Here is a 25,256-nt window from a genome sequence, read left to right as displayed (position 1 = left end):
TCCGTGGCATCGCCTGCGTCAGCCGGTGAGGCCGGGCTTCTCCAGGGTCAGGGTCGACAGAATGGCCAGGTTGCGGAAGGTCTTGTCGGAGCCGGGCACGAAGAGGGTGAGGTACTGGCTCGTCGTCTGTTCCTCGGAGCCGGTCGCGCTCAGCAGGAAGGTCGCCGCATCGGTGATGCCCTGCAGGAACTGCCAGCTCCGCTGCTTGCCGATGAAGTCCGTGTCCCGCTGGTCGAAGACGACGCCGCCGGGCCCGATCATCCGGAGCCGGACGGTGTTCGCGCACGCCCAGGAGAGGGCGAACGGCTGCGCGCCGAGAACGTGGGTCAGATGGGTCTCGGCGGACAGCGTGTGGGCGTAGAAACTGCTGATGGCAGGGTCTGGCACAGTGGGGCTCCTCGGGGCTGGACGCCGCGGCCCGGTCCGGACGCGGACGGGAAACATCCGTGCACACGCAAGGCCGCACGGATCACTTCTTCGGCGGAGGCAGAATCCTCGGGGTGGTCACCGCGGCGACGATCTCGACTTCGAGCGTGGATTTCTGGCCTACGTCTTTGTTGGGCCGGGCGACCAGGGTGGTCGTGGCCGGGACCCGCAGTCCCACCGCGCGCTGCGCCCGGGGGTCGGCGTAGAGGGTGCCGACCGAGGTGGTTCCGCCGGGCAGGAGGAACAGGTCAAGCCCGGGGTTCCTGCCAGTTTCGGGCGTGTACAGCTTCACGTTCCCGATGCCGACGACAACGAACCGGTCACCCTCGTGACCGTCCACCGGGGCAGGCTTGAGGACCGTCGCATCCCCTTTGTCGTTGCTCGTGTAGACGATGGTGACAGGCTTGGTGTAGGCCGTTTGGTGGAGGCCGAGATCCTGCTTGACCGTGACATTGTGGAAGGTGGAGGAAGGATCGTGGACCGCCGCCACGGTCTGCCGGGTGAAGGACAGATCCTCCTGGGAGAACGCCTCCAGGAGATAGGCGGTCGCCTCGGAAAGTTCCTTGGTGTCCTTGGCGTGCTCGCCCGGCTCGATGGTGAGGGTTTCCTCAGCGTGGACGACGTACTTCTTCACGTTCTCCGCCGACCAGATGAGACGGCCCCTGTGCCCCTTCTCGATCTCCGGCTGGTCCGTGCTCAGGTAGTCGAAGAAGAACCCGGCGCCCAGCTTGGTGAACCGGCCCGCCTCGTTCCGGCTCGGGGAGCCCTTGTAGTTCACCTTCGTCCTGCCGTCGCGCAGCGCGTACTCGAAGACCAGCAGCGGTGCCTCACCGGATGTGGGGCTCACCATGACGTCCTTGAGCTTGAATGAAAGGCTTTCCCCCGGTTTCAGTTCGGCATAGGGGTACACCCTGCTCCTGATGTACGACTCGAACTGTGCGACGAGCCGCCATCCCTTCTCCCGCTCGCTCTTCGCGGCCCGTTCGACCTCCGCCTTGGTGTTCGTGCGGAAGCCTTTGGCGGGAACCGGCTTGATGGCATTCAGGTCCTTCTCCCGGCAGATCGACTCCTGCCCGTCTCCTGCCTTCGCCAGCACTGCCAGATAGGCGACCCAGGCGCTCTTCCCGCCCGGGGGTTCGGGGTTGGTGGCCACGAACTCCAGGTTGTTCTTCACGCCGGCGGTGATGGGCTTACCGCCCTCTCCCTTGAGGGAGTACGTCAGCAGTGAGGTCTGTGGCAGCGGCTTCAGCATGTCGGCCCCGGAATTGACCGGATACTCGACGCGGGTCTTCTCCGGGTCGGCCGAGAGCGGAAGGGCGACGCGTCCTTGTGCCGCGGTCTGGGGCCAGTCCTGGTCGTTCGCGTCGTGCTGCACCAGGAGTCGGCCTGTGCGTTCCTCCCTCTTCTTTCCGTGCACATGGAGCCCACTGATCGTGAGCGACAGGACCTCACCGGGTTCGAGTTCGGTGTCCGACTGAAGATGGACATAAACGGCGGGCTGGTTACGGTCGCCGATCTTGTTGTCGTTGCACAGCGCGCTCTTGCTGAACGTGGTGTCGTGTCCGACACCGGCCTCGACCGACCATTTCAGCGGCGGGATGGTCCTGTCCTCCGCCTCGGTCTTCTTCGGCGTATCGCCATCGGGATTGACGAGGATCGGGGACAACTCGTTGGGGCGGTAGTAATTGACGTCGTTGTGGTCGATGTTCATCGTCGACTCCCAGAAGTCAGGGCCCGGGCGACCCGGACCGGACCATCGTCAGGACAGAGAAGAAGCAGGGGGCCGACGAGAAGAGGCCGGTGCCCATGGACCCCGCCCCGGGTCATGCCACAGTGAACGCCTTCGAGTCCTCGCCCAGCAGAACCCCGGCCTTGTTCCAGCACTGAAGCGTGTACGTCCCCGTCTTCCAGTAACCCGGCGGCGGGCTGTACACAGAAAAAGGCCAGTTGGGGTACTGGGACGGCTTCTCACCCTTGAGTTCCTCGCTGGTCGCGGTAACAACCGGAACCGGCTCGGTATGCGTGCCGTCGGACCAGCTGATGGCGAGCTTGTTCCAGGCGTCCGGAATCTCGAAGGTGATCGTGCCCGCCTTCAGCAGGGTCTTGCTGGTGATGAAGACGACCTTCTTACCGGCGACCGTGAAGTGCCGCGGATCGGAGGTGTATTTACCGGCCTTGACGACCACGCTGTGCGCGCCCGTCCGCCATCCGTCCCCGGTCGGCGGCGGGGCGTAGTGGAACGTACGGTCCTGGGGGTTCTCCGCGGTGAAGGGCAGCGTCGTTCCGCCGCAGGTGTCCTCGATCGTGACCGTTTCGGTGACCGCGTCCTTCGGAAGCCTCCCGTCGATCGAGTCATGGGAGTAGATCGTCTTGCCCTCCGCGGGCTGGGACACGGTGATGGTGGGGGGTCCCGGGACGGTGAAGGAAATCTCGTTCATCTGGTTCGGCCGGCTCGCTGTGACGACCACCGTGTGCAGGGTTTTCGTCCACTCGGCGCTGGGCTTCCACGACCAGTGCGTGCCGTGCTCGTCCGTGGTGGTCGGCACGACCACCGGCAGTTCGTCCGTGGTCTTCGTCCCCCTCTCACTGATCGTGACCTGAGGGGTGTCCCTGAGCGCAGAGCCGGCGATCTCGCTCTTCGGATCGGCCTCGGGATCATCGCGCTTCGGGCTGGTGAACTGGATGGGGTTTTCCTCGGGAGCCGGTGTCTTCATCAGAAAGCCGACGGTCGACTTCTCGTCCGGCTCGCTGTGCTCGTCGCCCAGCCACGCGGTCACCTGGATGTCGTGCCGGACCCCGGCGTCGCTGGAGGCCCAGTCCGTCTCCAGACTCCACGTGTAGGTGTCGAGCTTCTGGTCGTAGGCGAGCTGCGCGGTCATGGTCTGTTCGGGCTGCGCGGGATCGCTGACCGTGACCCTGTCGCACGGCCCCTGTACGGAGCCCAGCTGCATCCAGGGTTCGACGACGCCTGCGAGATGCGGCGGCTTGAACATCGAGTAGTACTTGGCGACCGGCTTCGGCGGAGTGGTGATCCGGGGCTTGCCCGGCTTCAGCTGACACACCGTGAAGCTCCGCTTCAGCTCCTCCGATTTCTCCGATTCGTTCTGGGCCTGGGCCACGATGTGGTGATCGTCCCCGATCTCCCAGCCACCCGACGGCGGATCGGCGCTCCAGGTGCCCTTCACCGGGTCGTCCTGGCGGACGACAAGGGACGTCCCGTTGTGCGTGAGGGTAATGCCGTCAGCCTTCTTGACGATGCCGCCGTAGCTGCCGGTGAGCCTGGTGCGCGGGCTGAGGGCGACCCCGTCCTTGGCCGGGGTCAGGATGTTCACGGAGGGCTTCGGCGCGACCGCCTTGAACTTCCTTGAGGTGGGGGCGGAGAGGCGCCCCTCCAACTCGGACCAGGCGGTCACGGTGTACTCGGTTCCGTCCTTCCAGCCGTCCTTCGGCAGGAAGGACCACACCCTCCGGTCCTGCTCGATCGAGCTGATCTGCGCCTCGACCTTGGAGCCCCCGGTGACGGGGGGAGTGATCGTCAGGAACACCTTGTCTCCGGGGAGCCCGTCCGGCGCGAACGTCCCGCCGACCGCGGTGTCCATGTTCAGCTCGTCGGCCTTCTCCCACGGCGTGGTGAAGACGATCTGTCCCGGTGTGTTCGACACACGGTAGGTGAGCCCGATGTACGAGTTGAGCTTCCTGGCCGTACCGCCGATGTTCTGGATCAGGATCACCAGGCCCCCGTCCTCCGTACCCGGCTCCAGAGGGTGATCGGGATCCGCCTGGACGAGCATGGCCCAGTTCTTGTTCTCGTAGGGGTACAGCCTGTCACCGGTATTGCTGGACGCCATCAAACGTTCCCTTGTCGTACGGGGCGGACAGGATGCGACGTCCCCGCGTGAACCGGTACGGGGCATGAGGGTGAGCGCCGTCGTCCCGGTCGAGAAGCGTCGGTGGCGCCCTTCCTTCCCCGCGGCAGCGGCCCGGTCCGCTACCCACTCATCCGGCACGGTCCACGGCCAGGCACCCACGCCCCGCCCAACGACCAACTCACCCACCCGACACGGTCACCAGCATCGATCCACCTCGTCGTGTCAGCCGTTGTTGGCCTCGGGCATTCGCGTGGCCGGGTGTCCGATGCATGATCGGACACGCGGAGAGCGCGAGAAACAGTCGATCACCGTCGCGAGATACATGAACTCGCCGTCGCCCACCGGCAGGTAGGTGATGTCCCCGACGTATCCGGTGTTCTCGCGCTTGCGGTGAAATCGCGCCGGAACAGGTCCGGTACCGGTGTGGCGGACGGCTCGGGCGCCGTAGTGACCTGGCGCTTGCGCAGCCGCGGCCCGGTGATGCCGTACTTCCGCATCACCCGTCAGACACGCTTGTGGTTCACGCACTCACCCCCCGTCGCGCAGCTCGGCGGTGAGCTGGGGGGCGACCGTAGACCCGGCGGGCCGGACGCGGGTGGTGCCCCGCCCCGCGGCGGGCATCTCGTCCGCGCCCCCGCCACCCCCGCTCCCGCCGCCCCTACTCCCGTCGCCGACAGCCGTGCCCGCCGCGTCGGCGGGGCGATCGCGGTGTACGACCACCGCCTCTACGGGGGCTACGGCACCCGCCCGGTTCGTCGACCTGACACGGCAGTTGACCGCCTCCGGTGTGGTGCGGGTGACGGACCTGTTCGGGACCCGGGGCCCGCGCGCACGGGTCTGGACGACAGCCCCGGGCGGATGCCCGACCAGCTCGCCGCACTGCCGCACGTCCGGGTGGCCTCCGACCGGGGAGACCGGGCGCGCTACCGCAGCCTGCCGGCCGGTGCCCGCTTCGGCATCGCCCCGTTCCGGCCGGGCTGCCCGCGGTCGATGCCGGTGGCGGACTGCCCGGGGATGGGTCTGCCGGTGCTCGCGCCGCGCATGGGCCGGTTCGCCGAACACGGCGATCCGGCCCTGCACTTCACCACCACCGCCGACGCCTCCACCCCCTGTGCGCCCAGCGCGCCCACGCCTCGCACCGCCCGCACTCGGCCGCCGTCGCGGCCCGCTACCTGAAGGCGATCGCGTGAACGGCTTCGACGCCCTGTTCCTCTCCCACCTACACGGAATTCAGCCGGTCCGGCGCAGCAGGGCGAGGTACATCGCGTCCGTGCCGTGCAGGTGCGGCCAGAGCTGGACGTCGGGTCCGTCGCCCAGTGCGGGCACTCCCGGCATCAGCGGACGGGCGTCGACCCACTCCGCCCGCACCGGTTCTCCGCCACGGCCCTTGAGCACGTCCTCCACGACGACCCGGGTCTCCGCGAGGTGCGGCGAGCAGGTCGCGTACCCCACGACCCCGCCGATCCGGACCGCCTTCAAGGCCTCGCGCAGCAGCCCGCGTTGCAGCGGGGCGAAGCTCTCCAGGTCCGCCGCCCGGCGCCGCCAGCGAGCCTCCGGACGACGGCGCAGCGCACCGAGGCCCGAGCAGGGGACGTCCATCAGGATCCGGTCGAAGGTGCCGGGCCGCCACGGCGGGCGGGTGCCGTCCGCCGTGATCACCTGGTACGGGCCGGGGTTGCCGGCCAGCGCCCGCTCGACCAGCCGGGCGCGGTGCGGCTGCTTCTCGGCCGCGAGGAGGGCGGCGCCGCGGCCGGCCGCGAGCGCGGCCAGCAGGGCGGCCTTGCCCCCGGGGCCCGCGCAGCCGTCCAGCCAGCGGGTGTCGTTGCCTTCCACGGGGGCGTTGGCGAGGGCGGCGGCGACGAGCTGGCTGCCCTCGTCCTGAACGCCCGCGCTGCCGTCCTGGACGGCGGTCAGGGCTCCCGGCTCGCCGCCCTCGGCCATCCGTACCGCGTACGGCGACCAGCGGCCGGGCAGGCCGTTCTCCTCGCCGAGGGCCTCCAGCAGCTCATCGGTGGTGGAGCGGCCGGGGCGGGCGACGAGCGTCACCTCGGGCCGTTCGTTGTCGGCTTCGAGCAGGTCCTCGATCCCGGCCCGGCCGCCGCCCAGGGCGTCCCAGAGCGCGGAGACGACCCACCGCGGGTGCGAGTGGACGATGGAGAGGTGGTCCTCGGCGTCCTTTTCGTAGGACGGGGCGACGAGCTCCACCCAGCCGTCGAGGTCGTGCGCGGTGACCTTGCGCAGCACCGCGTTGACGAATTTGGCGCGCCCCTCGCCCAGCACCACCCGGGCCAGCTCCACACTGGCGGAGACGGCGGCGTGGGTCGGGATGCGGGTGCCGAGCAGCTGGTGGACGCCCATGTTGAGCACATCGAGGACCGGCGGGTCGACCTCGCGCAGCGGCCGGTCGATGCAGGCGGCGACGATCGCGTCGTACGTCCCCTGCCGGCGCAGCGTCCCGTAGACCAGCTCGGTCGCCAGGGCCGCGTCCCGCGCGTCGAAGTCGCCCTTGGCACGGGCCTTCTTCAGCAGCGGGGGCAGGACGAGGTTGGCGTACGCGTCACGTTCGTCTACGGCCCTGAGCGCCTCGAAGGCGAGGAACCGGACGGGGTCCTTCTGGGGACGGCGGTGAGGCTTGGCAGGACGGCGACGTGGCTGGTCGTTCACGTGAAAGGTGCTCCGCTGATGGTGAGGGGGCGAACCTCCCCAGCGTACGTCGCCGTCCCGGGCCCCGGTACCTACAGCCCGAGCAGCTCCCCCGGAGCGATCCGTACCCCGCGTGCCCAGTCGGCGGCCTTCATCGGCTTCTTGCCCTGCGGCTGGACCCAGAGCAGCTCGACCGCGTGCGAACCGGTGCCGACGTACACGTTGTTCTTGGCGGCGGAGAGCTCGCCGGGGGCCAGATCCGCACGGTCCAGGACCGGCGTGGCCTGGATCAGCTTGAGCCGTTCCCCCCGGAAGAGCGTCCATGCCCCGGGCGCCGGGGTGCACCCGCGCACCACCCGGTCCACCCGCAGGGCCGGGTCGGACCACTGCACCTGGGCGTCCTCGACGGTGATCTTCGGGGCGAGGGTGATGCCCTCGGCCGGCTGCGGGACGGCGTGCAGCGTGCCGTCCTCGATGCCGTCCATCGTCGCCGCGAGCAGGCCGGAACCGGCGAAGGCGAGCCGGGTGAGCAGGTCGCCGCTGGTGTCGGTGGGACGGATCTCCTCGGTGAGGACGCCGTACACCGGACCGGAGTCGAGTCCCTCCTCGATCAGGAAGGTCGACGCTCCGGTCACCTCGTCCCCGGCCATCACGGAGTGCTGGACCGGCGCGGCGCCGCGCCAGGCGGGCAGCAGCGAGAAGTGCAGGTTGACCCAGCCGCGGGCGGGCACGTCGAGCGCGACCTTGGGGAGCAGCGCACCGTAGGCGACGACGGGGCAGCAGTCCGGGGCGATCTCCCGCAGCCGGGCCAGGAATTCCTCGTCCCGCGGCCTGGCCGGCTTGAGGACCTCGATCCCGGCCTCCGCCGCCCGCTCGGCGACGGGGCTGGCGACCAGCCGGCGGCCGCGCCCCGAGGGCGCGTCGGGACGGGTCACCACGGCGGCCACCTCGTGCCGGTCGGAGGCGATCAGGGCGTCCAGGGCGGGGACGGCGACCTCGGGGGTGCCGGCGAAGACGAGCTTCATGGGTGGCTGACTGCCTCTCGGGCCAAGACGTACGGTGACGAGCAACGCACCAGTCTAAGACCGACCGGCACATGGAGGGTGGCGGCGGGAGCGGGACCGGGTGCGTGCGGCCGCACGACGGAGGATCGAGACATGGCAGCGCCATGCTGAGTGACGGCAACGCCGCAGATGTGCGGGCCCGGCCCAGCGACGCCGCCCCCCGTGTGCCGGTCGGTCCGAGGGCTCCCCCGGCATCCCCGGCGGGTGCACGACGGCAGCCCTCGGGGGGGCTCACGTTCTGATTCCGGCCGGGGGCGTACGCGCGCCTGTGCGCCCCGCGCATATGCACATACGCCCCGATAGCGTGACCACATACCCGGCTGACGCGTTGGTCAAAGGAGATTGACCGAAGCGGGCCGCCACGGTGCGGCCCGATCCCTTTCAACGCCGGTTCGAGAGGCTTCTTCATGGCCGACCACGCAACCCACGACGCCCAAGCGCGGGCCAGCCTGCATCTTCTGGTGCGGGACATCGAGCGGGTCCGGCGGCAGGTGGACGCGCTGCGCACCCTCACCGCACAGCTGGGCAATGTCTACCGTCCGCGCCGCTCCGGCCCCTCAGCGGGCTTCGTCGTCTATGGCAGGGCCCCGGCCCCCACCGTCCGCCTCGCCCAGGAACTGCGGGACAGCGTCGAGACCCTGGTCACCGCGGCGGTGGACTTCGACCGTTCCCTCGGATTCTCCTGGGACGCGGTGGGCTCTGCGCTGGGGGTCACCAAGCAGGCGGTGCACCGCCGTTACGGATCCCGTCGCGCCGCCCCGCAGCCCGGCGCCGCCGATTCCACCGCTGTCGCTGCCGATGCCGCGGCGCCCCGCCCCTTGTCCCCCGGTCTGCCCGGTGCCCCCGTCATCCCGTCCGGGCCCGCCCTGCCCGCGGTGCCCGCGGCACGCGCGATGCCTCCGCAGCCCTCGGTCGGCACCCCTTCGGCACGGGAGGAGCTGCGCCCCGGCGCCTTCCCCGGCCCGCGCAACGGCTGACCCCACACCGCCCCCTCTGCCCCACCGTGCCGGTCGCACGGCGGGGCAGTCCCGTCTCGGCGCTCCTCCAGCCGCGTCCGCACCGATGTCCACCGGGCGTGCAGGACCTCCACACCGCCATCCACCGGGGCTGTACGGGCCCCGGCACCGCAATCCACCGGGCGCGCAGGGCCCCGGCGCCGGTGCCCGGCGCGGCGGCACGGGGCGCCTCAGCCGATGTCCGGCGGGTCGATCCTGATCCGTACCGGGTCTCCGCCGCCCCTGGCCATCCGCGCCGCCTGCGCCCCCTTCAGCGCGGCGGCCAGCGCCGCACCGCGTCCCGGCACCACACGGATCAGCGCCCGCTCCCAGGTCTCGCCGGGCGGGGCGTCCCACGGCCTGCGCGGCCTGCCCGGCTCGGCGGACGGCACCGGCACGGGTCCCAGGACCTCGGCCTCCGGCGGCAGCCCGGCCGTTGCGAGGAAACCGGCCAGGGCTTCCACGGGCCCGGTCACCGAGGCCATCCGGGACACCGGCGGAAAGCCCAGCTCGGCCCGCTCCGCCAGCTCGCGCCGGGCGTACCCCGCCGGATCCCAGCGCACCAGCGCCTGCACCGGCCGCAGCGTCGGCTCGGCCACGATCACCACCGTGCCGCCCTCGTCCTGCCCCCGGACCAGCGACGCGGCCGCGGTCCAGCGGCGCAGGGCGTCCTCCCCCGCCCGCAGATCGGGCCTGCCGAGCATCGCCCAGCCGTCGAGCAGCAGCGCGGCGGCATACCCGCCCTCGGCGATGGGCTCGGCCCCCGGCGTACTGATGACGAGCGCGGGTTCGCCCGGTACGGCGTCCAGGATGTGGTCGCGCCCCGATGTCCGTACCGGCACGGCGGGAAAGGCGCGGCCCAGCTCCTCGGCGGTCCGGCGGGCCCCGACGATCTGGGCGCGCAGCCGGGTGGACCCGCAGGCGGTGCAGTGCCAGGCGCGCTCGGCACGTCCGCACCAGGAGCAGTCGAGGTCCTGCTGGTCGGGTGCCTCCAGCGGCCCGGCGCAGTGCCGGCACCGGGCGGGCGTGCGGCAGCGTTCGCAGGCGAGCCGGGGTGCGTAACCCCGGCGCGGCACCTGGACCAGCACCGGGCCGCCGCGCAGCCCGTCCCGTACGGTCTGCCAGGCCAGGCTGGGCAGCCGCGCCGCCTTCGCCGCGCCGTCCCGGGCCAGCTCGCCGTCCCCGACCGTACGGATCAGGGGCGCCGCGCTCCTCAGCCTCTCCCGGTCCGCGCTCAGCGGCAGCGCCCAGCCGCTCTCCACGAGCTGGGCGGCCTCCACGGTGCAGCTCGTCCCGCCGAGCAGGAAGCCGCACCTGCCGTGCGCGGCCCGCAGCTCCAGGACCTCGCGGACATGGGGGAAGGGGGCGTTGTCGTCGCTGTGGCTGGAGTCCCCGTCGTCCCAGATGGCGACCAGGCCGAGATCCGCGACGGGGGCGAACATCGCTGCCCGTGTCCCGATGACCGCCCGTACCGAACCCCGACGCACGGCGAGCCACTGGCGGTAGCGCTTCTCGGGCCCGGAGTCGGCGGTGAGCAGGGCGTGCCGCCCGGCCCCGAGCACCTGTGTCAGCGCGGCGTCCACCCGGCCCGCGACCCGCCCGTCCGGTACGACGACCAGCGCGCCGCGTCCCGAGGAGAGCGTCGCCGCCACCGCCAGCGCGATCTCCTGCGGCCAGTGCGGGCCCGGCAGCGCCGTCCACACGGCCCGCGGCGCACCGCCCTCGGCCAGCGCCCGCAGGAACGCGGTCCCCTGCCCGTACCGCTCCCAGCTGCCCGGCAGGGGCGCGAGCGGCGGCGGCAGGGGCTCCGGCGAGGGTTTGGACTCGGCCCGCCCGTTGCGCGGCGGCACGGCGAGTTGGAGCACATCGGCGAGGCTGCCCGCATAACGGTCGGCGACCGCCCGCGACAGGGCGAGCAGCTCCGGTCCGAGCACGGGTTCCGGCGACACGACGGAGGCGAGCGCGGCGAGCGCCCCCTGATAGTCCGACTCGGCCACGCGCTCTACGAGGAACCCGTCGATCAGGCCGCCGCCCTCACGCCGCCCGTCCCGCACATTGCGCCCCCCGGCCCCGAACCGCACGCGCACCCGCACGCCCGGCTGCGCGTCGGCGTCGAGCTCCTCCGGGACCGCGTAGTCGAAGTACTGGTCGAGATGGAGCACGCCCTTGTTCACCAGGACACGGGCGACCGGCAGCTCCTTGGCCAGCGCGGCGCCGCGCCAGGTCCGTGGCTTGGCCCGCGGCACCTTCGCCCTGCGGACCGTCTCCCGGATCAGCGCAAGCTGCTCCGGGACCCCGGCCTCGGGCCCGGCGGACTGCTCGTCGTCGCTGCTCACAGCCAAATTCCTACCAGACGGCACTGACAGCGGCGCCGGGCGTCACGACACCGGGGCCCGGACACCACGAGCGGTGTCCGGGCCCCGGCAAGCCGTGACTGCGCGACGGTCCTACAGGCCCGCGGCGCGGCGCAGGGCGTCCACGCGGTCGGTGCGCTCCCAGGTGAAGTCGGGGAGTTCGCGGCCGAAGTGGCCGTACGCGGCGGTCTGGGCGTAGATCGGCCGCAGCAGGTCGAGGTCGCGGATGATCGCGGCCGGACGGAGGTCGAAGACCTCGCCGATGGCGTGCTCGATCTTCTCGCTCTCGATGGCTGCCGTGCCGAAGGTCTCGACGAAAAGCCCGACCGGTTCGGCCTTGCCGATCGCGTACGCGACCTGGACCTCGCAGCGGGCGGCGAGGCCCGCGGCGACGACGTTCTTCGCGACCCAGCGCATCGCGTACGCCGCCGAACGGTCCACCTTGGAGGGGTCCTTGCCCGAGAAGGCCCCGCCACCGTGGCGGGCCATACCGCCATAGGTGTCGATGATGATCTTGCGGCCGGTCAGCCCGGCGTCACCCATCGGGCCGCCGATCTCGAAACGGCCGGTCGGGTTCACCAGCAGGCGGTAGCCCTCGGTGTCCAGCTTGATGCCGTCCTCGATGAGCTGCGCCAGGACGTGCTCGACGACGAACTCACGGATGTCGGGCGCGAGCAGCGAGTCCAGGTCGATGTCGCTCGCGTGCTGCGAGGAGACGACGACCGTGTCGAGCCGGACGGCCTTGTCACCGTCGTACTCGATGGTGACCTGGGTCTTGCCGTCGGGGCGCAGGTACGGGATGGTCCCGTTCTTGCGGACCTCGGACAGCCGGCGCGAGAGCCGGTGCGCCACATGGATCGGGAGCGGCATCAGCTCGGGCGTCTCGTCGCAGGCGTAACCGAACATCAGGCCCTGGTCGCCCGCGCCCTGCTTGTCGAGTTCGTCCTCGTCGCCCTCGACGCGCTGCTCGTACGCGGTGTCGACGCCCTGGGCGATGTCCGGGGACTGTGCACCGATGGACACCGAGACGCCACAGGAGGCGCCGTCGAAGCCCTTCTTCGAGGAGTCGTAGCCGATCTCCAGGACCTTGTTGCGCACGAGGTTGGGAATGTCGGCGTAGGCCTTGGTCGTGACCTCACCCGCGACATGCACCAGACCGGTGGTGATCAAGGTCTCGACGGCGACGCGCGAGGCGGGGTCCTCGCGCAGGAGCGCGTCGAGAATCGTGTCGCTGATCTGGTCAGCGATCTTGTCGGGGTGACCCTCGGTGACAGATTCCGAGGTGAAGAGACGGCGGGACACATCGCTCCCTGGGGTTGCAGCGGCTGCTGGCTGATCATTGGTGGTACGCCCGGGAGCTGCGCCCGGCTACGTACCGTCGTCCAGTTTATCGGTCGCACCCGTCGCTTGGGCCACGCGTCTCGCACTTTGGCACGTCTGTGACGTGCGGCACTGCCCTCACCGGTACGAAGATTCGCCCGTCAGGGCAGCGAATGGGCCCGATTTCACTGGCTTTCGAACCCTTGAAGCTACGAATGTGAAATCTGGCGGAACCTTGTCACCACGAGGTCCCAGACCGTGTCGGCAAGCGCTTCCTTGGGTCCGCGGGGCACCGGGGTCTCGCCGCCGTCGGCCGCGAGCACCACGGCCTCGTTCTCCTCCGAGCCGAAGGTCTTGCGCTCCCCCACCTCGTTGACGACGAGCAGATCGCAGCCCTTGCGGCGGAGCTTGCGCCGCCCGTTGGCGAGGACGTCGTCGGTCTCGGCGGCGAAACCCACGACGATCTGCTCCGGCCGGGCCCGCTCGGCGGCGACCTCGGCGAGGATGTCGGGGTTGCGGACGAGCGCGACGGCGGCGGGCTCCTGGCCGTCCTTCTTCTTGATCTTGCCCTGGGCGTACTCGGCGGGCCGGAAATCGGCGACCGCCGCCGCCATCACCACGACGTCCGCGTCCGCCGCGGCCTTCAGCACGGCCTCGCGCAGCTGCACGGCCGTTCCGACCCGCAGTACATCGGCGCCCGCCGGGTCGGGCAGTCCGGTGTTGGCCTCGATCAGTGTGACCCTGGCCCCGCGGGCGACCGCGGTGCGCGCCAGGGCGTACCCCTGCTTGCCGGAGGAGCGGTTGCCGAGGTAGCGGACGGGATCGAGGGGTTCGCGCGTGCCGCCCGCGCTGATCACCACATGGCGGCCCGCGAGGTCGGGCTCGGCGGGGCCGCGGGTCAGGACCCGCCGGCAGACCTCGAAGATCTCGCCGGGGTCGGGCAGCCTGCCCTTGCCGGTGTCGACGCCGGTGAGCCGGCCGACCGCGGGCTCGATGACGACCGCACCGCGGCGGCGCAGCGTGGCGACGTTCTCCCGGGTGGCGGGGTGCTCCCACATCTCGGTGTGCATGGCGGGCGCGAAGACCACCGGACAGCGGGCGGTGAGCAGCGTGTTGGTGAGGAGGTCGTCGGCGAGGCCGTGGGCTGCCTTGGCGAGCATGTCCGCGGTGGCCGGGGCGACCACGACGAGGTCGGCGCCCTGTCCGATGCGTACGTGCGGCACCTCGTGGACGTCGTCCCAGACCTCGGCCGAGACGGGGTGGCCGGAGAGCGCGGACCAGGTGGCGGCCCCCACGAAGTGCAGCGAGGACTCGGTCGGCACGACCCGTACGTCATGTCCGGACTCGGTCAGCCGGCGCAGCAGCTCGCACGCCTTGTAGGCGGCGATGCCTCCGCTGACCCCCAGGACGACCTTCGGCTTCTGCACTGCGTCTCCCCGCACTCGGCTACGTGTCACCCCATGCTGCCTCAACGCGCGGGGACGGCCCGCACGGACCCCGGGACACACCTCAGGCCCGGCGGGATGCCCGCCGGGCCTGAGGTGAAGGTGCTTTTCTGCTTACTGCGCGGGGCCCTCGATGGCCTCGGAGGTCAGCAGACCCGCGTTGATCTCGCGGAGCGCGATCGAGAGCGGCTTCTCGTGTACGTGGGTGTCGACGAGCGGACCGACGTACTCAAGGAGACCTTCACCGAGCTGCGAGTAGTACGCGTTGATCTGGCGCGCGCGCTTGGCGGCGTAGATCACAAGGCTGTACTTCGAGTCGGTGGCCTCAAGGAGCTCATCAATCGGCGGGTTGATGATGCCCTCGGGCGTGGTGATGGAAGAGGACACTCTCTGCCTTCCGAAGGGGGTAAAGATCAAAGAAATCTTTGATAGTGCGGCATCCGCCGGATGGTGCTCCGTGTGATTCAGTCGCTGCTGTCACGGTGGGCGGAAGCCTGCAACATCAAGGCTAGCAGCTCACGGGCCACATCCTCGACGGAGGTGTTGACGAGCGTCGTATCGAACTCGGCCTCGGCGGCCAGTTCGATCTTGGCGGCGGCGAGCCTGCGCTCGATGACCTCGGGCGGTTCGGTGCCGCGGCCGGTGAGCCGACGCACCAGTTCGTCCCAGCTCGGCGGAGCCAGGAAGACCAGGCGCGCGTCGGCCATCGACTGGCGGACCAGCCGGGCCCCCTGGAGATCGATCTCCAGCAGGACCGGCTCACCTGCCTCCAGGCGGTCGAGGACGGCCCGGCGCGGCGTGCCGTACCGGTTGCCCGCGAACTCGGCCCACTCCAGCAGTTCACCGTTGGCGACGAGCTTGTCGAATTCCTCGTCGTCCACGAAGAAGTAGTGGACGCCGTTGCTCTCCCCGGGGCGTGGCCTGCGTGTCGTCGCCGACACGGAGAGCCAGACCTCGGGGTGAACCTTGCGCATATGAGCGACGACCGTGCTCTTGCCGACACCCGAAGGGCCGGAGAGCACGGTCAGCCGCGGACGTACGTCCGGGGGTACGGGGGACGTCCCCCGGGATGTTGCAGCCATGGAGCGATTATCCAGGTTCTCAGGAGTGCCTGAGAACGTCAGGCGGCGGTGCCGCCGAACTCACGCTCCAGAGATGCGATCTGGTTGGAGCCGAGACCCCGGACCCGGCGGCTCTCGGAGATCCCGAGACGCTCCATGATCTGCTTGGCGCGGACCTTGCCCACGCCCGGCAGGGACTCAAGGAGTGCGGAGACCTTCATCTTGCCGATGACGTCGTTCTCCCGGCCCTGCTTGATGACTTCTTGGAGCGAGGCACCGGAGTGCTTGAGTCGATTCTTGACCTCGGCCCGCTCCCGGCGAGCCGCGGCGGCCTTTTCGAGCGCGGCTGCGCGCTGTTCAGGGGTAAGGGGCGGAAGAGCCACGCCTACGTCACCTCGGATGTCGATCTGTCGGATACGGACCGGTGAGGAACCTAGTCGCCCCACACCTGGTGAGCAACGGAACAACCTGTGCCCGTTGGCTCTCGACGGAGACTAGCGGCCAAGGCCGTCTGAGTCAGCGAGAACGGACGAAAAGTCCTGGTCAGCCTCAGCCGACCAGGACATTTCCGGCGAAATGGCAGGGATTTTGGGTCAGGAATTCGTCAACACGCTGCAAACGTGTCAGGGTCAGCTCCCGGCCACGGCCTCACGGACCTCGTCCGCGAACCGTTCGGCCGCTTCGCGCAGCCCTGACGCGTCCGGACCGTGGCGCAGCACGCCCCGGCTCACGCTGGGCACCACATTGCCCACCGCGTCGCCGAACACTCCCGGCAGATCTGCGGGGGTCGCGCCCTGGGCGCCGATGCCGGGGGCGAGCAGCGGGCCGTTGATGGCCAGATTCACCCCCACGTCGCCGAGCGTGGCACCGACCACCGCGCCCACGGAGCCGAGCGGCGTGGCGCCCTCGTTCTCCGCGGCCATGTGGTCGAGCATCAGCTGGGCGAGCGAGCGGCCGTCGGCCGCAGTGGCCCGCTGCACCTCCGCGCCCTCCGGGTTGGAGGTGAGGGCGAGCACGAAGACCCCGGCGCCGGAGACCGCCGCCGCGTCGAGCGCCGGACGCAGCGAACCGAAGCCGAGATAGGGCGAGACGGTGACCGCGTCCGAGAACAGCGGCGAGTCCTGGTCCAGGTAGGTCGCCGCGTAGGCGCCCATGGTGGAGCCGATGTCGCCGCGCTTGGCGTCCATCAGGACCAGCGCGCCGGCCGCCCTCGCCTCGGCGACGGCCTTCTCCAGCACGGCGATCCCGCGCGAGCCGAACCGCTCGAAGAACGCGGACTGCGGCTTGAGCACGGCGACCCGGTCGGCCAGGGCCTCCACGACCGTACGGGTGAAGCGCTCCAGACCCGCGATGTCGTCGCTCAGGCCCCAGGAGGTGAGCAGCGAGGCGTGCGGGTCGATGCCGACGCAGAGCGGCCCGCGGGTGTCCATGGCGTGGCGCAGGCGTGCGCCGAAGGGTTCGGGGGTCACTGCGACACCTTCCGGGTCTCGGCGCCGACGGCATCGGCGAGCGTGGCGTACGGGGAGGCGGCCAGGCGTGCGGCCAGCCCCTTGTGGATGGCGCGGGCGTAGAACGGGCCCTCGTAGATGAAGGCGCTGTAGCCCTGCACGAGCGTGGCGCCGGCCAGGATGCGCCGCCAGGCGTCCTCGGCGTTCTCGATGCCCCCGACGCCCACGAGGGTGATCTCGTCGCCCACGCGGGCGTACAGGCGGCTCAGGACCTCCAGGGAGCGCTCCTTGAGGGGTGCCCCGGAGAGCCCGCCCGCCTCCTTGACCAGGGACGGCGAGGACTTCAGGCCGAGGCCGTCTCGGGCGATCGTGGTGTTGGTGGCGATGATGCCGTCCAGGCCGAGCTCGACCGCGAGGTCGGCGACCGCGTCGACGTCCTCGTCCGCGAGGTCCGGGGCGATCTTGACGAGCAGCGGGACCCGGCGGTCGGTGACCGTGCGGTCGGCGGCCTCGCGCACCGCGGAGAGCAGCGGGCGCAGCGCCTCGGTGGCCTGGAGGTTGCGCAGGCCGGGCGTGTTGGGCGAGGAGACGTTCACCACGAGGTAGTCGGCGTGCGAGGCGAGGCGCTCGGTGGACTTCACGTAGTCGGCGACCGCTTCGGCCTCGGGGACCGTCTTGGTCTTGCCGATGTTGACGCCGACCGTGGTCCGGAAGACCGCGTTGCGGGCGGCGAGGCGCTCGGCCACGGCGGCGGAGCCCTCGTTGTTGAAGCCCATGCGGTTGATCAGCGCGCGGTCCGCGACGAGGCGGAAGAGACGCTTCTTGGGGTTGCCGGGCTGCGGTTCGCCGGTGACCGTGCCGATCTCGATGTGGTCGAAGCCGAGCATCGACATGCCGTCGATCGCGACGGCGTTCTTGTCGAAGCCCGCGGCGAGCCCGAAGGGGCCGTGCATCCGCAGTCCGAGGGCCTCGGTGCGCAGCTCCTCGTGGCGCGGGGCGAGCGCGGCGGCGACGAAGGTGCGCAGTACGGGGATGCGGGCGGCGAGGCGGATCCAGCGGAAGGCGAGGTGGTGCGCCTGCTCCGGGTCCATCCGCTTGAAGACCAGCTGGAAGAAGAACTTGTACATCTGGGTGTCCTCGATGTGCTCAGGTGCTCGGCGGGGGCTGACGGAGAGCGGGGGCTCACGGAGAGCGGGACTCACAGAGAGGGGGACACCGTTTCCGGTGTCCCCCTGCTGGCTGCTAGTCGCGGGCCGCGATCAGATGTTCCGCGTGTTCCTGGAGGGAACGTACGCCCACGTCACCGTGGTTGAGCGCGTCGATGCCCTGGACCGCGGCGGCGAGCGCCTGGACCGTGGTCAGGCAGGGCACGGACCGGGCGACGGCCGCGGTGCGGATCTCGTAGCCGTCGAGTCGGCCGCCCGTGCCGTACGGCGTGTTGACGATGAGGTCGACCTGGCCGTCGTGGATGAGCTGGACGATGGTCTTCTCGCCGTTGGGGCCCTCGCCCTCGGACTGCTTGCGCACGACCGTGGCGTGGATGCCGTTGCGCTTGAGGACCTCTGCGGTGCCGGAGGTGGCGAGCAGCTCGAAGCCGTGCGCGACCAGCTCGCGGGCCGGGAAGATCATCGAGCGCTTGTCGCGGTTGGCGACGGAGATGAACGCGCGGCCCTCGGTGGGCAGCGGGCCGTACGCGCCGGCCTGCGACTTGGCGTACGCCGTGCCGAAGGCCGAGTCGATGCCCATGACCTCGCCGGTGGAGCGCATCTCCGGGCCGAGGACCGTGTCGACGCCGCGGCCGTGGATGTCGCGGAAGCGCGACCACGGCATGACGGCCTCCTTGACGGAGATCGGCGCGTCGAGCGGCAGGGTGCCGCCGTCGCCGGTCTTCGGGAGCAGCCCCTCCTCGCGCAGCTCGGCGACGGTCGCGCCCAGCGAGATGCGGGCGGCGGCCTTCGCGAGCGGTACCGCGGTCGCCTTCGAGGTGAAGGGGACGGTGCGGGAGGCGCGCGGGTTGGCTTCCAGGACGTACAGGATGTCGCCGGAGAGCGCGAACTGGATGTTGATCAGTCCGCGTACGCCGACGCCCTTGGCGATGCCTTCGGTGGAGGCGCGCAGCCGCTTGATGTCGTACCCGCCGAGCGTGATCGGGGGCAGCGCGCAGGCCGAGTCGCCGGAGTGGATGCCGGCCTCCTCGATGTGCTCCATGACGCCGCCGAGGTACAGCTCGGTGCCGTCGTAGAGCGCGTCGACGTCGATCTCGATCGCGTCGTCGAGGAAGCGGTCGACCAGGACCGGCCGGGTGGGGCTGATCTCGGTGGACTCGGCGATGTACGAGGAGAGGCGGATCTCGTCGTACACGATCTCCATGCCGCGTCCGCCGAGCACATAGCTGGGGCGTACGAGGACGGGGTAGCCGATCTCGTCGGCGATGGCCTTGGCCTCGGCGAACGTGGTGGCGGTGCCGTGCTTGGGCGCGGGCAGTCCGGCCTCGGCGAGGACCCGGCCGAAGGCGCCGCGGTCCTCGGCGGCGTGGATCGCCTCCGGGGACGTACCGACGATGGGCACGCCGTTGTCCTTGAGCGCCTGCGAAAGGCCCAGCGGGGTCTGGCCGCCGAGCTGGACGATGACACCGGCGATCGGGCCCGCCAGCGACTCGGCGTGCACGATCTCCAGCACGTCCTCCAGCGTGAGCGGCTCGAAGTACAGCCGGTCGGAGGTGTCGTAGTCGGTGGAGACGGTCTCCGGGTTGCAGTTGACCATCACGGTCTCGTAGCCCGCGTCGCTCAGCGCGAAGGAGGCGTGGACGCACGAGTAGTCGAACTCGATGCCCTGGCCGATCCTGTTGGGGCCCGAGCCGAGGATGATCACGGCGGGCTTGGTGCGGCTCGCCACCTCGCTCTCCTCGTCGTAGGAGGAGTAGAAGTACGGCGTGTTCGCGGCGAACTCGGCGGCGCACGTGTCAACGGTCTTGTAGACGGGGCGGATGCCGAGGGCGTGCCGGACCTCGCGTACGACGTCCTCGCGCAGTCCGCGGATCTCGCCGATCTGGGCGTCGGAGAAGCCGTGCCGCTTGGCCTCGGCGATCAGCTCGGCGTCCAGGCGCTCGGCGGTGGCCAGCTCGTCGGCGATCTCCTTGATCAGGAAGAGCTGGTCGACGAACCAGGGGTCGATCCTCGTGGCGTCGAAGACCTCTTCCTGGGTGGCGCCGGCCCGGATCGCCTGCATGACGGTATTGATCCGGCCGTCGGTCGGGCGGACGGCCTCGGCCAGCAGCTCGGCCTTGTCACCGGGCTCACCGGTGAAGGCGAACTGCGAGCCCTTCTTCTCCAGGGAGCGCAGGGCCTTCTGCAGCGCCTCGGTGAAGTTCCGTCCGATCGCCATGGCCTCGCCCACCGACTTCATGGTGGTGGTGAGGGTGGAGTCGGCGGAGGGGAACTTCTCGAAGGCGAAGCGCGGGGCCTTGACCACGACGTAGTCGAGGGTCGGCTCGAAGGAGGCCGGGGTCTTCTCCGTGATGTCGTTCGGGATCTCGTCGAGCGTGTAGCCGACGGCCAGCTTGGCGGCGATCTTGGCGATCGGGAAGCCGGTGGCCTTGGAGGCGAGCGCCGAGGAGCGGGAGACGCGCGGGTTCATCTCGATCACGATGACCCGGCCGTCGGTCGGGTCGATGGCGAACTGGATGTTGCAGCCGCCGGTGTCGACGCCGACCTCGCGGATGATCGCGATGCCGATGTCGCGCAGCCGCTGGTACTCGCGGTCGGTGAGCGTCATCGCCGGGGCGACGGTGATCGAGTCACCCGTGTGGACGCCCATCGGGTCGAAGTTCTCGATGGAGCAGACGACCACGACGTTGTCGTTCTTGTCGCGCATCAGCTCCAGCTCGTACTCCTTCCATCCGAGGATGGACTCCTCCAGGAGCACCTCGGTGGTCGGGGAGAGCGTGAGGCCCTGTCCGGCGATGCGGCGCAGCTCCTCCTCGTCGTGGGCGAAGCCGGAGCCGGCGCCGCCCATGGTGAAGGAGGGGCGGACGACGACGGGGTAGCCGCCGAGCGTGTCGACACCCTTGATGATGTCGTCCATGGTGTGGCAGATGACGGAGCGGGCGGACTCGCCGTACCCGGTCTTCGCCTTGACTGCCTCCACGACGCCCTTGAAGAGCTCGCGGTCCTCGCCCTTGTTGATGGCCTCGACGTTGGCGCCGATGAGCTCGACGCCGTACTTCTCCAGGACACCGTTCTCGTGCATGGAGATCGCGGTGTTGAGCGCGGTCTGGCCGCCCAGCGTGGGGAGCAGCGCGTCGGGGCGCTCCTTGGCGATGATCTTCTCGACGAACTCGGGGGTGATCGGCTCGACGTACGTGGCGTCGGCGATCTCCGGGTCGGTCATGATCGTCGCCGGGTTGGAGTTCACCAGGATGACGCGCAGGCCCTCGGCCTTGAGGACGCGGCACGCCTGGGTGCCGGAGTAGTCGAACTCGGCGGCCTGGCCGATGACGATCGGGCCGGAGCCGATGACCAGGACGGACTGGATATCGGAGCGCTTAGGCACGCTGGCCCTCCATCAGGGAAACGAAACGGTCGAAGAGGTACGCGGCGTCGTGCGGGCCCGCGGCGGCTTCGGGGTGGTACTGGACGCTGAAGGCCGGCCGGTCCAGGAGCTGGAGCCCCTCGACGACCTGGTCGTTCAGGCAGACGTGGGAGACCTCGGCGCGGCCGAACTCGGTGTCGGACACCTTGTCGAGCGGGGCGTCGACGGCGAAGCCGTGGTTGTGCGCGGTGACCTCGACCTTGCCGGTCGTGCGGTCCTGCACGGGCTGGTTGATGCCGCGGTGGCCGTACTTCAGCTTGTAGGTGCCGAAGCCGAGGGCGCGGCCGAGGATCTGGTTGCCGAAGCAGATACCGAAGAGCGGGGTCCGCCGCTCCAGGACGCCCCGCATGACGGCGACGGGGTGCTCGGCGGTGGACGGGTCGCCGGGGCCGTTGGAGAAGAAGACTCCGTCGGGCCGGACCGCGTACACCTCCTCCAGGGTGGCGGTGGCGGGCAGGACGTGCACCTCGATGCCGCGCTCGGCCATGCGGTGCGGGGTCATGCCCTTGATGCCGAGGTCGATCGCGGCGACGGTGAACTTCTTGGTGCCGATCGCGGGGACGACGTACGCCTCCTTGGTCGCGACCTCGGCGGAGAGGTCGGCGCCGCTCATCTCGGGGGCCTGGCGCACCTTGGCGAGGAGCATGCCCTCGTCGGCGATGGCGTTCCCGGAGAAGATGCCGACGCGCATGGCGCCGCGCTCACGCAGGTGGCGGGTGAGCGCGCGGGTGTCGATACCGCTGATGCCGACGACGCCCTGGCGCTCCAGCTCCTCGTCGAGCGAGCGCCGCGAGCGCCAGTTGGAGGGCACCCGGGCGGGGTCGCGTACGACGTATCCGGAGACCCAGATCCGCTGCGACTCGGGGTCCTCGTCGTTCACACCGGTGTTGCCGACGTGCGGGGCGGTCATCACGACGACCTGGCGGTGGTACGAGGGGTCGGTCAGCGTCTCCTGGTACCCGGTCATGCCGGTGGAGAACACCGCCTCGCCGAAGGTCTCCCCGACGGCCCCGTAGGCGCGGCCGCGGAAGGAGCGGCCGTCCTCCAGGACGAGTACGGCGGGAGACGCCGCTGCCCTCTTCGAGGCGTTCCCCGGGTTGGAGATCGTCATCGTGCGGTGCCTTCCGTAGTGCTGGTGAGGTGGTTGACGGCGTCCGCCCAGGCCTGGTGTTCGGCCGCGTGGTCGGAGCGGAATCCCGAGTCGATCAGCTGGTCGCCGTGCGCCCAGGTGATGATCAGCAGGCCGCCCTCGGGGAGGACCTTGCCCGCGAGCGCCTTGTCGAGGCGGGCCTCGCGCAGGGCGGCGGCCGGGACGAAGAATCCGGCCGCGCCGGGGCGTACGACGTCCAGGCCCCGCGCGGTGAGCGTGAGCTCAACCTTGCTGCGGGTGCCCAGGCCGTGCGCGACGATCCGGTCGAGCCACTGCCCGGCGGTCGTCGAGGCGTGGTAGCGGCCGGTAAGCGTCAGCAGCGGCTCGTCGTCCGCGAACCCGTCCGGGGTGGTCGCGAGTTCCGGCAGGCCGGACTGGAGGCTGGCGCGCCACTTCCAGCCCTGGCGCATCAGCCAGTAGACGAAGGCGATGAGGACGAGCAGTCCGACGACCCAGCTGATGCGGGCGGACCAGTCGGTCACTTCGGCCGACTTCTGTTCGGCGGCCAGCTGGTACAGGGGGGTGAGTGTTGTCACGCGAGCTTCCCGTCGACGACCGTGGCACGGCCCCGCAGGAAGGTGTGGGTGACGCGGCCCGGCAGCTCGCGACCCTCGTACGGAGTGTTGCGGCTGCGGGACGCGAAGCCTGCGGGGTCCACGACCCCACGGTATGCCGGATCGACCAGGGTGAGGTTGGCGGGCTCACCCGCCGAGACGGGACGGCCGTGTCCTTCGAGGCGGCCGATGGCCGCGGGGCGCGTCGACATCCGGTCGGCGACGCCCGCCCAGTCGATGAGGCCGGTGTCCACCATGGTCTGCTGGACGACGGAGAGCGCGGTCTCCAGGCCCACCATGCCCATGGCGGCCGCGGCCCACTCGCAGTCCTTGTCCTCGTGCGGGTGCGGGGCGTGGTCGGTGGCGACGCAGTCGATGGTGCCGTCGGCGAGCGCCTCGCGCAGGGCCATGACATCGGCCTCGGTGCGCAGCGGCGGGTTCACCTTGTAGACCGGGTTGTAGGAACGGACCAGTTCGTCGGTGAGGAGCAGGTGGTGCGGGGTGACCTCGGCGGTGACGTTCCAGCCCTTGGACTTGGCCCAGCGCACGATCTCCACGGAGCCGGCGGTCGAGAGGTGGCAGATGTGCACCCGGGAGCCGACGTGGGCGGCGAGGAGGACGTCGCGGGCGATGATCGACTCCTCGGCGACTGCGGGCCAGCCGCCGAGACCCAGCTCGGCGGAGACGATGCCCTCGTTCATCTGGGCGCCCTCGGTGAGGCGGGGCTCCTGGGCGTGCTGGGCGACGACTCCGTCGAACGCCTTCACGTACTCCAGGGCGCGGCGCATGATCACGGCGTCGTCGACGCACTTGCCGTCGTCGGAGAAGACCTTCACTCCGGCGGCCGAGTCGTGCATCGCGCCGAGCTCGGCGAGCTGCTTGCCCTCCAGGCCGACGGTGACGGCCCCGATGGGCTGTACGTCGCAGTAGCCGGACTCCTTGCCGAGCCGCCAGACCTGCTCGACGACGCCCGCGGTGTCGGCGACCGGGAAGGTGTTGGCCATGGCGTGCACGGCGGTGAAGCCGCCGACGGCGGCGGCCTTGGTGCCGGTCAGGACGGTCTCGGAGTCCTCGCGGCCGGGCTCGCGCAGATGGGTGTGCAGGTCGACCAGGCCGGGCAGCAGGATCCGTCCCGCCGCCTCGACGACCGTGGCGTCCCCGGCCTCGATGCCGGTGCCGACGCGTTCGATGGTCTCGCCGTCGATCAGGACGTCCTGCGGCTCGCCGCCGAGGATCTTCGCGCCGCGGATAAGGATCTTGCTCATGGTTTCGTGTTCTCCTCGGTACGGGCGGAACTGGCGGCGGGGGCGGCGGACGGCGTTGCCGTCCCGGAACCGCCGAGCAGCAGGTACAGGACGGCCATGCGGATGGAGACCCCGTTGGCGACCTGCTCGACGACCGTGCAGCGGTCGGAGTCGGCGACCTCGGCGGTGATCTCCATGCCGCGGACCATGGGGCCGGGGTGCATGACGATGGCGTGGCCGGGCATCTTCGCCATGCGCTCGCCGTCCAGGCCGTAGCGGCGGGAGTACTCGCGCTCGGTCGGGAAGTACGCGGCGTTCATCCGCTCACGCTGCACACGCAGCATCATCACCGCGTCGGAGTCCGGCAGCACCTCGTCCAGGCTGTAGCTGATGTCGCAGGGCCACGCCTCCACGCCGACCGGCACCAGGGTCGGCGGGGCCACCAGAGTGACGTGTGCGCCGAGCGTGGTCAGCAGGTGGACGTTGGAGCGGGCGACCCGGCTGTGCAGGATGTCGCCGACGATGGTGATCCGGCGGCCTTCGAGGTCCCCGCCCAGGCCGCTGTCGGCGCCGACCAGCCGGCGGCGCATGGTGAAGGCGTCCAGGAGCGCCTGGGTGGGGTGCTCGTGGGTGCCGTCACCGGCGTTGACGACGGCGCCGTCGATCCAGCCGGAGGTGGCGAGCCGGTACGGGGCGCCGGAAGCGCCGTGCCGGATGACGACGGCGTCCGCGCCCATCGCCTCCAGGGTCAGGGCGGTGTCCTTGAGCGACTCGCCCTTGGAGACGGACGAGCCCTTCGCGGAGAAGTTGATGACGTCGGCGGAGAGGCGCTTGGCGGCGGCCTCGAAGGAGATGCGGGTACGCGTCGAGTCCTCGAAGAAGAGATTGACGACGGTACGGCCGCGCAGGGTCGGGAGCTTCTTGATCGGCCGGTCCGCGACCCGGGCCATCTCCTCGGCGGTGTCGAGGATCAGGACGGCGTCGTCGCGGGTGAGATCGGCGGCCGAGATGAGGTGGCGCATCATCTGGGGGTTCTCCGGTTGCTGGAGGTGTTTCAGGCATGCGGGCGTGCGGAAGCGGCCGTACGGCCCGA

At 70.6% G+C, this 25,256-nt stretch carries 20 protein-coding genes and 1 pseudogene; 2 read left to right on the top strand and 19 right to left on the bottom strand.

The window, feature by feature from the left end; translation table 11 throughout:
- Positions 1–18 precede the first annotated feature (18 nt).
- From OG413_RS25215 to OG413_RS25200, 4 genes and pseudogenes are all read right to left on the bottom strand, one after another.
- Positions 19–387, bottom strand: a complete 369-nt coding sequence (locus OG413_RS25215; RefSeq protein ID WP_266808973.1) for a hypothetical protein — start codon at positions 385–387, stop codon at positions 19–21.
- A gap of 82 nt (positions 388–469) precedes the next feature.
- On the bottom strand, positions 470–2,137 hold the full coding sequence (locus tag OG413_RS25210; RefSeq protein ID WP_266808972.1) for a hypothetical protein: 1,668 nt from the start codon (positions 2,135–2,137) through the stop codon (positions 470–472).
- A 112-nt stretch (positions 2,138–2,249) separates the two neighbouring features.
- On the bottom strand, positions 2,250–4,274 hold the full coding sequence (locus OG413_RS25205) for a hypothetical protein (protein ID WP_266808971.1): 2,025 nt from the start codon (positions 4,272–4,274) through the stop codon (positions 2,250–2,252).
- Between the two features lie 309 nt (positions 4,275–4,583).
- Positions 4,584–4,874 (bottom strand): annotated as a pseudogene (locus OG413_RS25200) (IS3 family transposase); the annotation flags it as partial.
- A 279-nt stretch (positions 4,875–5,153) separates the two neighbouring features.
- Here OG413_RS25200 and OG413_RS25195 point away from each other — a divergent pair.
- Positions 5,154–5,471, top strand: coding sequence for a hypothetical protein (locus OG413_RS25195; protein ID WP_266808970.1), 318 nt, complete (start codon positions 5,154–5,156; stop codon positions 5,469–5,471).
- A 54-nt stretch (positions 5,472–5,525) separates the two neighbouring features.
- Here the strand turns inward: OG413_RS25195 and OG413_RS25190 are convergent, their stop codons facing one another.
- Complete coding sequence (locus OG413_RS25190) at positions 5,526–6,959, bottom strand: RsmB/NOP family class I SAM-dependent RNA methyltransferase (RefSeq protein ID WP_266808969.1); 1,434 nt, start codon at positions 6,957–6,959, stop codon at positions 5,526–5,528.
- Positions 6,960–7,030: 71 nt separating this feature from the next.
- Positions 7,031–7,963, bottom strand: a complete 933-nt coding sequence (fmt, locus tag OG413_RS25185; RefSeq protein WP_266808968.1) for a methionyl-tRNA formyltransferase — start codon at positions 7,961–7,963, stop codon at positions 7,031–7,033.
- A 446-nt stretch (positions 7,964–8,409) separates the two neighbouring features.
- On the opposite strand from fmt, the gene OG413_RS25180 reads away from it, so the two are divergent.
- On the top strand, positions 8,410–8,979 hold the full coding sequence (locus OG413_RS25180) for a hypothetical protein (protein ID WP_266808967.1): 570 nt from the start codon (positions 8,410–8,412) through the stop codon (positions 8,977–8,979).
- 209 nt (positions 8,980–9,188) lie between these two features.
- Here OG413_RS25180 and OG413_RS25175 read toward each other — a convergent pair whose 3' ends face one another.
- The 13 genes from OG413_RS25175 to OG413_RS25115 all read right to left on the bottom strand — a co-directional run bounded on the left by OG413_RS25175 (position 9,189) and on the right by OG413_RS25115 (position 25,188).
- A complete protein-coding gene (locus OG413_RS25175; protein ID WP_266808966.1) occupies positions 9,189–11,333 on the bottom strand; it encodes a primosomal protein N' in 2,145 nt (714 codons plus the stop codon).
- A gap of 111 nt (positions 11,334–11,444) precedes the next feature.
- A complete protein-coding gene (gene metK, locus OG413_RS25170; RefSeq protein ID WP_266808965.1) occupies positions 11,445–12,653 on the bottom strand; it encodes a methionine adenosyltransferase in 1,209 nt (402 codons plus the stop codon).
- 227 nt (positions 12,654–12,880) lie between these two features.
- Entirely contained in the window at positions 12,881–14,098 is a 1,218-nt protein-coding gene (gene coaBC / locus OG413_RS25165) for a bifunctional phosphopantothenoylcysteine decarboxylase/phosphopantothenate--cysteine ligase CoaBC (protein WP_266808964.1), read from the bottom strand.
- Positions 14,099–14,230: 132 nt separating this feature from the next.
- Positions 14,231–14,503, bottom strand: coding sequence for a DNA-directed RNA polymerase subunit omega (rpoZ, locus tag OG413_RS25160; RefSeq protein WP_003970369.1), 273 nt, complete (start codon positions 14,501–14,503; stop codon positions 14,231–14,233).
- 77 nt (positions 14,504–14,580) lie between these two features.
- Positions 14,581–15,198 (bottom strand): guanylate kinase, encoded by a 618-nt coding sequence (gene gmk / locus OG413_RS25155; RefSeq protein ID WP_266808963.1) that lies wholly within the window; start codon positions 15,196–15,198, stop codon positions 14,581–14,583.
- A 38-nt stretch (positions 15,199–15,236) separates the two neighbouring features.
- On the bottom strand, positions 15,237–15,560 hold the full coding sequence (locus OG413_RS25150; RefSeq protein WP_266808962.1) for an integration host factor: 324 nt from the start codon (positions 15,558–15,560) through the stop codon (positions 15,237–15,239).
- Positions 15,561–15,806: 246 nt separating this feature from the next.
- Positions 15,807–16,646: an orotidine-5'-phosphate decarboxylase gene (gene pyrF / locus OG413_RS25145; RefSeq protein ID WP_266808961.1), complete on the bottom strand. Its 840-nt coding sequence runs from the start codon at positions 16,644–16,646 to the stop codon at positions 15,807–15,809.
- Positions 16,643–17,752 (bottom strand): quinone-dependent dihydroorotate dehydrogenase, encoded by a 1,110-nt coding sequence (locus tag OG413_RS25140; RefSeq protein ID WP_266810353.1) that lies wholly within the window; start codon positions 17,750–17,752, stop codon positions 16,643–16,645. The genes pyrF and OG413_RS25140 overlap by 4 nt, the downstream gene beginning before the upstream one ends.
- A gap of 115 nt (positions 17,753–17,867) precedes the next feature.
- Positions 17,868–21,176, bottom strand: a complete 3,309-nt coding sequence (carB, locus tag OG413_RS25135) for a carbamoyl-phosphate synthase large subunit (protein ID WP_266808960.1) — start codon at positions 21,174–21,176, stop codon at positions 17,868–17,870.
- Positions 21,169–22,326, bottom strand: coding sequence for a glutamine-hydrolyzing carbamoyl-phosphate synthase small subunit (gene carA / locus OG413_RS25130; protein ID WP_266808959.1), 1,158 nt, complete (start codon positions 22,324–22,326; stop codon positions 21,169–21,171). Before carA ends, carB begins: the two co-directional genes overlap by 8 nt.
- Entirely contained in the window at positions 22,323–22,901 is a 579-nt protein-coding gene (locus tag OG413_RS25125) for a hypothetical protein (protein ID WP_266808958.1), read from the bottom strand. The genes carA and OG413_RS25125 overlap by 4 nt, the downstream gene beginning before the upstream one ends.
- On the bottom strand, positions 22,898–24,184 hold the full coding sequence (locus tag OG413_RS25120) for a dihydroorotase (protein ID WP_073729492.1): 1,287 nt from the start codon (positions 24,182–24,184) through the stop codon (positions 22,898–22,900). The genes OG413_RS25125 and OG413_RS25120 overlap by 4 nt, the downstream gene beginning before the upstream one ends.
- Positions 24,181–25,188 carry an aspartate carbamoyltransferase catalytic subunit gene (locus OG413_RS25115; RefSeq protein WP_266808957.1) on the bottom strand — a complete coding sequence of 336 codons (1,008 nt, stop codon included), beginning with the start codon at positions 25,186–25,188 and terminating at the stop codon, positions 24,181–24,183. Before OG413_RS25115 ends, OG413_RS25120 begins: the two co-directional genes overlap by 4 nt.
- Positions 25,189–25,256: the final 68 nt, after the last annotated feature.

This window comes from Streptomyces sp. NBC_01433 (genome assembly GCF_026340105.1).
Taxonomy (GTDB): domain Bacteria; phylum Actinomycetota; class Actinomycetes; order Streptomycetales; family Streptomycetaceae; genus Streptomyces.
Note: the sequence above shows the minus strand (reverse complement) of the source record. Positions and strands in the feature narration are given on the sequence as shown.

What these genes read in the sequence shown, in the direction of transcription:
- OG413_RS25210 (WP_266808972.1), bottom strand. Translation starts at nt 2,137, where the DNA reads ATGAACATCGACCACAACGACGTCAATTACTACCGCCCCAACGAGTTG.
- OG413_RS25205 (WP_266808971.1), bottom strand. Translation starts at nt 4,274, where the DNA reads ATGGCGTCCAGCAATACCGGTGACAGGCTGTACCCCTACGAGAACAAG.
- OG413_RS25195 (WP_266808970.1), top strand. Translation starts at nt 5,154, where the DNA reads ATGCCCGACCAGCTCGCCGCACTGCCGCACGTCCGGGTGGCCTCCGAC.
- fmt (WP_266808968.1), bottom strand. Translation starts at nt 7,963, where the DNA reads ATGAAGCTCGTCTTCGCCGGCACCCCCGAGGTCGCCGTCCCCGCCCTG.
- OG413_RS25180 (WP_266808967.1), top strand. Translation starts at nt 8,410, where the DNA reads ATGGCCGACCACGCAACCCACGACGCCCAAGCGCGGGCCAGCCTGCAT.
- gmk (WP_266808963.1), bottom strand. Translation starts at nt 15,198, where the DNA reads ATGGCTGCAACATCCCGGGGGACGTCCCCCGTACCCCCGGACGTACGT.
- OG413_RS25140 (WP_266810353.1), bottom strand. Translation starts at nt 17,752, where the DNA reads ATGTACAAGTTCTTCTTCCAGCTGGTCTTCAAGCGGATGGACCCGGAG.
- carA (WP_266808959.1), bottom strand. Translation starts at nt 22,326, where the DNA reads ATGACGATCTCCAACCCGGGGAACGCCTCGAAGAGGGCAGCGGCGTCT.
- OG413_RS25120 (WP_073729492.1), bottom strand. Translation starts at nt 24,184, where the DNA reads ATGAGCAAGATCCTTATCCGCGGCGCGAAGATCCTCGGCGGCGAGCCG.
- OG413_RS25115 (WP_266808957.1), bottom strand. Translation starts at nt 25,188, where the DNA reads ATGATGCGCCACCTCATCTCGGCCGCCGATCTCACCCGCGACGACGCC.